The 6169-nt window shown below is 69.3% G+C and carries 5 protein-coding genes and 2 pseudogenes; 2 read left to right on the forward strand and 5 right to left on the reverse strand.

Translation table 11 applies throughout. The features are described from left to right. From AB0M20_RS21770 to AB0M20_RS21790, 5 genes and pseudogenes are all read right to left on the reverse strand, one after another. Nucleotides 1–174: pseudogene (locus AB0M20_RS21770) on the reverse strand (ABC transporter permease); the annotation flags it as partial. Between the two features lie 11 nt (nt 175–185). Beyond that, entirely contained in the window at nt 186–1079 is an 894-nt protein-coding gene (locus AB0M20_RS21775) for an ATP-binding cassette domain-containing protein (RefSeq protein ID WP_364300806.1), read from the reverse strand. Between the two features lie 61 nt (nt 1080–1140). Continuing rightward, entirely contained in the window at nt 1141–1794 is a 654-nt protein-coding gene (locus tag AB0M20_RS21780; RefSeq protein ID WP_364300808.1) for a response regulator transcription factor, read from the reverse strand. Continuing rightward, nucleotides 1791–3083 (reverse strand): sensor histidine kinase, encoded by a 1293-nt coding sequence (locus AB0M20_RS21785; RefSeq protein WP_364300810.1) that lies wholly within the window; start codon nt 3081–3083, stop codon nt 1791–1793. The genes AB0M20_RS21780 and AB0M20_RS21785 overlap by 4 nt, the downstream gene beginning before the upstream one ends. A 10-nt stretch (nt 3084–3093) precedes the next feature. Further along, nucleotides 3094–3405 (reverse strand): helix-turn-helix domain-containing protein, encoded by a 312-nt coding sequence (locus tag AB0M20_RS21790; RefSeq protein WP_364300813.1) that lies wholly within the window; start codon nt 3403–3405, stop codon nt 3094–3096. 568 nt (nt 3406–3973) lie between these two features. Here AB0M20_RS21790 and AB0M20_RS21795 point away from each other — a divergent pair. Beyond that, nucleotides 3974–5509, forward strand: coding sequence for an amino acid permease (locus AB0M20_RS21795; protein WP_364300815.1), 1536 nt, complete (start codon nt 3974–3976; stop codon nt 5507–5509). Between the two features lie 13 nt (nt 5510–5522). Continuing rightward, a pseudogene (locus AB0M20_RS21800) lies at nt 5523–6169 on the forward strand (glutamine synthetase); the annotation flags it as partial.

A 6169-nucleotide genomic window follows, 5' to 3' on the forward strand; every position in this document is an offset into this window, starting at 1 on the left:
CGCGGACGGCGGGACCGCGACGGTGGACGGTCCGCCGTCCAGCACGGCCGGGAGCACCGTGGAGGCGACGGCGAAGAGCAGGAAGAAGACCGTGCTGAAGATGAAGGTCTTGTCGCGCAGCTTGACCTTGATCTCGCGGGCGGCGACGAGTCGGGCGGCGGCGAGGGTGGTCATCGATCCTGACGTCATTGCGTCACCTCACGGAAGATCTCGCTCAGGGAGGGTGTCACCGGGCCGAAGGAGTGGACCGGGCCCTTGTCCAGCGCGGTGCGCAGGAGCGCCTGGTCGTCGGCGGAGGGCGAGAGGTCGAACACCGCGCGCGGGCCGTCCAGGCTGACGATGGTCACGCCCGGCGCGTCGCGCAGCCAGCCCGCGTCGTCGGCCACCTCGATGGCGAACCGGGGCAGGGCGTACGAGTCGCGCAGGGTGGTGCGGCTGCCGGAGGCACGGATCGCGCCGTCCGCGATGATCACCAGGTCGTCGCAGAGTCGCTCGACCAGCTCGAGCTGGTGACTGGAGAAGAGCACCGGCACGCCCGCGGCGGTCCGCTCGCGCAGCACGCCGACCATGACGTCGACGGCCAGCGGGTCGAGGCCGCTGAACGGCTCGTCCAGCACCAGCACCTCGGGGTCGTGCACCAGCGCCGCCGCCACCTGCACCCGCTGCTGGTTGCCGAGCGACAGCTTCTCGACGTGCTCGTCGGCGCGCTCGGCGAGGCCCAGCCGCTCGAGCAGGGCCATCGTGCGGTCGCGGGCATCGTCGCGGGAGAGGCCGTGCAGCTGTCCCAAGTAGACGATCTGCTCGGCGATGCCCATCTTGGGGTAGAGCCCGCGTTCCTCCGGCATGTAGCCGAACCGCCGGCGGGTCGCGCGGTCCAGCGGGGCGCCGCGCCAGGTCACCGTGCCGGAGTCCGCGGCGAGGACGCCGAGCATGATGCGCATCGTGGTGGTCTTGCCGGCGCCGTTGGCCCCGACGAAACCCGTCATCCGGCCCGCCGTCACGTCGAACGTGACGTCCTTGAGCACCTGGCGCTCGGAGAAGCTGCGGCTCACCGCGTCGACGGTCAACACATCGGTCATGGCTTCCACGCTAGGGAAGATCGGCCGCAAAAGCGTCCGGCCCGCGGACGACCCGCGGGGGTCATCCTCGCGAAGGACGCACCACGCCGAGTTCGTAGGCGAGAACCACGGCCTGGGTACGGTCGCGCGCGCCCATCTTGGTCAGCACCCGGCTCACGTGCGTCTTGACCGTCGTCTCACCAAGATGCAGGGCCGCGGCGATCTCGGCGTTGGTCGCGCCACCGGCGAGCAGCACCAGCACCTCGTGCTCGCGCGGCGTCAGCTCCTCCATCCGCCGGGTGCTCAGGCGTGGTCCGTCGACCCGCACGGAGGCCTCGATGACCCGCCGGGTGATCTCGGGCGCGAGCAGGGCGTCCCCGCGCGCGATCACCCGCACCGCCTCGACCAGCGCCTCCGGCGTGCCGTTCTTGAGCAGGAAGCCGGACGCGCCCGCCTGCAACGCCTCGAAGAGATACTCGTCCCGGTCGAACGTGGTGAGGATCAGCACGGACGGGCCGTCCCCGGACGCAAGCGAACGGGTCGCGGCCAGGCCGTCCATCCCGGGCATCTCGACGTCCATGAGTACGACGTCGGGCTTCAGCGCGCCCGCGAGATCCACCGCCTGCCGGCCGTCCGCGGCCTCGCCGACCACCTCGATGTCGTCCTCGAGGTCGAGGATCACCCGGAACCCCGACCGGACCAGCTGGTGATCGTCCGCGAGGAGGACCCGGATCACGGCTGGGCCACCCGCTGCGCCGGAATCTCTGGAGGAGTCTCACCGGGCATCCCGCCCGGATCGACACCGAGCGGCAGCCGTGCCCGCACGCGGAAGCCGCCCTCGGACCGCGGCCCGGCCTCGACCGTCCCGTCGTGCACCGCCACCCGCTCCCGCATGCCGATCAGGCCCATGCCGCCGGCCGCCGCCGGAACGGCCCCCCGCCCGTCGTCCGCCACGTCGATCTCCAGTTCCCGCGTGAGGTAGCGCAACCGGACGTCCAGGGTGGACGCACGCGCATGCTTCAGCGTATTGGTCACCGCCTCCTGCACGATCCGGTACGCCGCCTGCGACACCGAGTCCGGCAACGGCACCGGATCCCCGTACACGGTGTAGCGCGCGGTCAATCCCGCCTCCCGGACCCGCTCCAGCAGCTCCTCGACCCGGTCGAGGCCCGCCGCCGCCACCGGTGCGGGCGCTTCCATTCGCAGAGCGCCGAGCATCCGTCGCAGCTCCGTCACCGCGGTCCGCGCGCTCTCCTCGACGGCGGTCAGCGCCGCCCGTGCCTTGCCGGTGGCCTCGCGATCCATCGCCTTGCGCGCGGCCGCCGCCTGGATGCCCATGACCGAGACGTGGTGCGCGACCACGTCGTGCAGTTCGCGCGCGATCCGGACCCGTTCGCCGAAGACGGCGCGCTCCGCCGCCTCCGCCTGCGCCGCACGCAGTTCCTCGGCCTGCACCTCCAGCTGGTGCTGCCGCCGCGCGGACAGCCAGGCGGTCTCGCCGGCCAGATACGCGAACCCGAACATCGCCGCGTTCACCAGCAGCGTGTTGATCAGCGCGCCCAGCAACGGGGTGACCGGGCCACGAGCCTCCGGCCGGGCGGCGCTCAGCGTGTCGAAGGACAGGAACCAGAGGGTGAAGATGAAGACGAACATCGCCGCGACCGCGATCACCCGGACCCGGCGCGCCCGGACCCGGTCGCGCCCCCAGGCGCCGAGCGCGTAGATGGCGGCGAAGAGCACACCGGAGGCGAACTGCGTCTCCTGCGCGCCACGGATCTGACCGCCGAGGAACACGGCGGAGACCACGAGCGTGACGATCTCGGGGTGGGTCCGGCGCCAGATCAGCGGGAGCGTGATGCCCAGTGCCCACGTGTACTGCTCGAGGGCGCTCGGATGGAACTTGAAGAAGAAGATGCCGACGCTGCGGACCATGGCGACGTTCAGCACGGCGGCCGCCGCCGTGGCCAGTCCGATCCACAGGTCGTTCCGGCGCTGGCGGGCCGTCGGGCCGGGGCGTTGCCACATGCCCGCGAAACTACCCGGCTTTGTCGTACTCGTCGGGGCGGGCGCCGCTCAGCTCGAGCAGGCGGCGGTGGGCGTCGGCCAGCTGGTCCTCGAGGGTGACGATGCGGCAGGCGGCCGCCATCGGCATGCCCTCGTCGAGCAGCTCGCGGGCGCGCGCGGCCAGCTGCAGCTGGTGCCGGGAGTAGCGGCGGTGGCCGCCGCCGGATCGCTCGGGCTGGATCAGCCCGGCCGTGCCGAGGCTGCGGAGGAACGCGGCCGTCACGCCGATCAACTCCGCGGCGCGGCCCATCGTGTACGCGGGGAAGTCCGCGTCGTCGAACATTGTGCTCATGGTGCCTTTCGAACCGAGGGGTGGAGGTTCTCTACGCAATCCAGGGCCCCGGCGGGTAACCGGGGCCCTGGCTGTTCAGTTCTGAGGCCGTCACCGCTTGCGTGCCGCTAGCGGTCGGCCTGAGTGAAGGGCATCGGCTGCGATCACCTCTTGTCGGGTCGGGGACGTGTCGATTCGCTGTGCTGCGGTATCTCGTCCTCCTTAGCCAACGGAGTGCCAACTGCCAGTTACTGCCGGCTGTGCGTGGCCGACTCCTTGGATGTTAGGCCGATCACAGCCGGATTTCTAGTATCGCCGCTGTAGATTTTTCCGAGCCAGCGATGCAGGAAAGAGAAGCGCGGCGGCGGGGCGTGAGAGAGAGGTGACCACGCCCGCACGCCGCCGCGCGATGAGGCCTGCCGAGTGCCTCAAGTCCTGCCGGTAAGCCCAATTCTGCCCATCCACCCGTTTCACCGGCAACGCAATTAACGCAGCTCATTGACGCGTGTAACACCACGGCGAGATCATCACCCAACGGCCGTGGCTTGCGTCACAGCCGACCCCTGGCTGAGGGAGATACATGAGCACGCAACAAGTCCCCAGCACCGACGAGGAACGTCTCGCACAGCTCGGCTATCAGCAGGAACTCCACCGCCGTCTGTCCGGGTTCTCGAACTTCGCGGTCTCCTTCTCGATCATCTCGATTCTCGCCGGCGCCATCACCTCGTACGGCATAGCCATGAACGCCGGCGGACCGATGGCGATCACGCTCGGCTGGCTCTTCGTCGGCATCATGGTCACGTTCGTCGCACTGGCGATGGCCGAGGTCTGTTCCGCATACCCGACCGCCGGCGCGCTCTACTGGTGGGCGGCCGCGCTCGCCAAGCGCAACAAGGCCGCCTGGGCCTGGTTCATCGGCTGGTTCAACTTCCTGGGCGAGGTGGCGGTGACCGCCGCCATCGACTTCGGCGCCGCCATCACCACGTCGGCGTTCCTGAGTCTGACCTTCGACATGGAGGTCACCAAAGTCCGGACCTTCCTAATCTTCCTGGTCATCATCATCGTGCACGGCCTGCTGAACACGTTCGGCGTCAGCCTCGTGCGGCTCCTGTCCGACGTCAGCGCCTGGTGGCACCTGGTCGGCGTGGCCGTGATCGTGGTGGTCCTGGCCGTGGTGCCCGACCAGCACAAGTCGATCTCCGACGTGTTCTTCGAGGTCAAGAACGAGACCGGGTTCACCTTCGCCGGCGCCTCGCTCTACGCGGTGCTGATCGGCCTGCTCATGGCGCAGTACACCTACACCGGCTACGACGCCTCGGCACACGTGGCCGAGGAGACGCACGACGCGGCCAACGCGGCGCCCCGCGGCATCGTGATGTCGGTCGTGGTCTCGGTGATCGCCGGATTCTTCCTGCTCACCGCGATCACCTGGGCGATCCAGGACTACGACGGCGCGCGCACGACCGAGCTCGGCCTGCCGCCCGCGCAGATCTTCGTCGACGCGGCCGGCGACAACCTCGGCGCCTTCCTGCTCTTCATCTGCATGGTGGCGCAGTGGTTCTGCGGCATGGCCTCGGTGACCGCGAACTCCCGGATGACCTACGCCTTCTCCCGGGACGGCGCGCTGCCCGGGTCGCGGCTCTGGAAACAGGTCAACCCGCGCACCGGCACCCCGACCAACTCGATCTGGCTGTGCGTCACGCTCTCCACGATCCTGGTGCTTCCCTCGCTGTGGAACACCACCGCCTACCTGGCGGCGACGTCGGTGGCGGTCATCGGCCTCTACATCGCGTACGTCGGACCGGTGCTGTTGCGCCGCCGCCTGGGCAACGAATTCCAGCCCGGCCCGTGGAACCTCGGCAAGTGGAGCGCGCCGGTCGGCTGGATCGCGATCGTCTGGGTAGTGATCATCTGCATCCTGTTCGTCCTGCCGACCGCCTCGCCGATCACCGCGAGCAACTTCAACTACACGATCATCGCGGTGGCGGTGGTGGTGGCGTTCGCGACGATCTGGTGGTTCGCGAGCGCCCGCAAGTGGTTCACCGGGCCGAAGCAGAACCTGATCGAGAAGGCCGCGCACGGCGAAAAGACCATGCCGGCCGACCCGACCGCCTGATCGAAAGGAACCCATGGATCTCGAGGAGCTCGACGTCGCCGTCGACAACGGCAGCGTCGACACGGTGTTGCTCGCCCTGACCGACATGCAGGGCCGCTTGCAGGGCAAGCGCCTGCACGGCCGCTACTTCATGGACGAGGTGGTGCGGGGCGGCAGCGAGGGCTGCAACTACCTGCTCGCGGTGGACGTGGACATGAACACCGTCGACGGGTACGCGATGTCGTCGTGGAACAGCGGATACGGCGACTTCGTGATGAGACCGGACTTCAGCACGCTGCGTGCGGTCCCGTGGCAGCCCGGCACCGCGATGGTCCTCGCTGATCTGGAGACGACCAGCGGCGAGCCCGTGTACGCCTCGCCGCGTCAGATCCTGCGCCGCCAGCTGGAGAAGCTGGCGGCGCACGGGCTGACCGCGTACGCGGGCACCGAGCTGGAGTTCGTGCTCTACAAGGACTCCTACGAGCAGGCGTTCGACAAGCACTACCGCGACCTGATCCCGGCGAACCAGTACAACGTCGACTACTCGCTGCTGGGCACCGCCCGGGTCGAGCCGCTGCTGCGCCGGATCCGCAACGACATGTACGGCGCCGGGCTGCTGCCGGAGTCGGCCAAGGGCGAGTGCAACTTCGGCCAGCACGAGATCGCGTTCCGCTACGACGA

This window comes from Actinoplanes sp. NPDC051633, from assembly GCF_040681735.1.
Taxonomy (GTDB): domain Bacteria; phylum Actinomycetota; class Actinomycetes; order Mycobacteriales; family Micromonosporaceae; genus Actinoplanes.